The following is a 1,726-nucleotide window of genomic DNA, read 5'->3' as shown; positions in this document are numbered from 1 at the left end:
GTGACCATTATCGGCGTTATCATCATGATGCTGACGATCAGCCCTTGGCTGACTCTGATCACCATAGTTACCCTGCCGCTTAGCTTTGCAGTTATTATGGCGATCACCAAACGTTCCCAGGGCTATTTCATCGGCCAGCAGAAATCGCTCGGCCAGTTAAACGGCCACGTGGAGGAAATGTATACCGGTCACCGGATTGTAAAAGCCTTCGGCCGTGAGCAGCAATCGCTTAACGAGTTCAATAAAATCAATGATGACCTTTATAACTCCGGCTGGCGTTCCCAGTTCATGTCCGGAATGATCATGCCGCTGATGATGTTCATCGGGAATCTGGGGTATGTGCTGGTCTGTGTGGTCGGCGGGATTTTTGTTACCAAGAAGGTTATTGAAGTCGGTGATATTCAGGCCTTCATCCAATATTCGCGACAGTTTACAATGCCGATTACCCAAACAGCGAATATCGCCAACATTATACAATCAACGATTGCTTCAGCAGAGCGTGTTTTTGAACTGCTGGATGAAGAAGAGGAAGTGCCTGAGACTTCAGCCTCCCTGGCGAAGCAGGCCAAAGGCGCGGATGAAGGTGCTGTGGAGTTCCGCCATGTGAAATTTGGATACAAACCGGATGCGATTCTGATCGAGGACATGAACATTGATGTCAGTCCCGGACAGACGATTGCGATTGTAGGACCGACCGGTGCCGGTAAAACGACGCTGATCAACCTGCTGATGCGGTTCTATGAAATTAGCGGCGGAGAGATTATCATCGACGGTGTGAATATTACCGACATGAAGCGCAGTGAGCTGCGCAGCAAATTCGGTATGGTGCTGCAGGACACCTGGCTGTTCAATGGCACCATCCGCGACAATATCGCTTATGGCCGGGAAGGCGCTAGCGAAGCCGATGTTATCCGGGCTGCCAAAGCTGCGCACGCGGATCACTTTATCCGGACACTTCCGCTCGGCTACAATACAATCCTGAATGAGGAAGCCTCCAATATCTCCCAAGGACAGAAGCAGCTGCTGACCATTGCCCGGGCAATTTTGGCTGATCCTTCGATTCTGATTCTGGATGAAGCGACCAGCAGCGTAGATACCCGGACCGAAGTGCAGATTCAGAAAGCGATGAAGACGCTGATGACCGGCAGAACAAGCTTTGTTATTGCCCACCGCCTGTCAACCATCCGCGACGCTGATCTCATTCTGGTGATGAACCAGGGCAGTGTGATTGAAAAAGGTACGCATGCCTGGCTGCTGGAACAGGGCGGATTCTATGCCGATCTCTACAACAGCCAATTCTCAGGCGATGACCTGCCGGATGCAGGCTAAAGATAGAGCTGCCTAACCCGATTTAATCTGAATAGTTACCACAAAGGACGAACGTCCTTCTGTTTTTACAGTAGAACTATACTACTAAAACAGAGGGGCGTTTCTTGTATCAGAAAAAAAGATTTGCTTAAAAATTTTAGGGTATATATGATAAGGGTAATAAAATGACCCGCGGCTCATTTTTGAGGACCGGGGTAAAGAGGGGATTGATAAAATGTCGGGCTACGGGAAATGGGTGGCAGGCCGTACTACAAAATGGATCACTCTGCTGATATGGATTGTGCTGGTGGGGATCCTTACAGTTCTTTGGCCTTCCGTAAATTCACAGGTGCTGAACAATGCGCAAAATCTTCCCGAAACCGCTCAGTCCGTCCGGGCAGCTGCTGTTGCAGAGCAG

The 1,726-nt window shown here is 49.8% G+C and carries 2 protein-coding genes; both read left to right on the top strand.

Features of this window, described 5'->3' with window-relative positions:
- A partial coding sequence (locus tag AQR02_RS20775; protein WP_054942345.1) for an ABC transporter ATP-binding protein occupies positions 1-1,329 on the top strand: 1,329 nt, incomplete at its 5' end.
- A gap of 214 nt (positions 1,330-1,543) precedes the next feature.
- Positions 1,544-1,726: hypothetical protein (locus AQR02_RS34705; protein ID WP_245237649.1), on the top strand; the 183-nt coding region annotated here is incomplete at its 3' end.

Source organism: Paenibacillus ihuae, assembly GCF_001368795.1.
GTDB lineage: Bacteria > Bacillota > Bacilli > Paenibacillales > Paenibacillaceae > Paenibacillus_AQ > Paenibacillus_AQ ihuae.
Note: the sequence above shows the minus strand (reverse complement) of the source record. Positions and strands in the feature narration are given on the sequence as shown.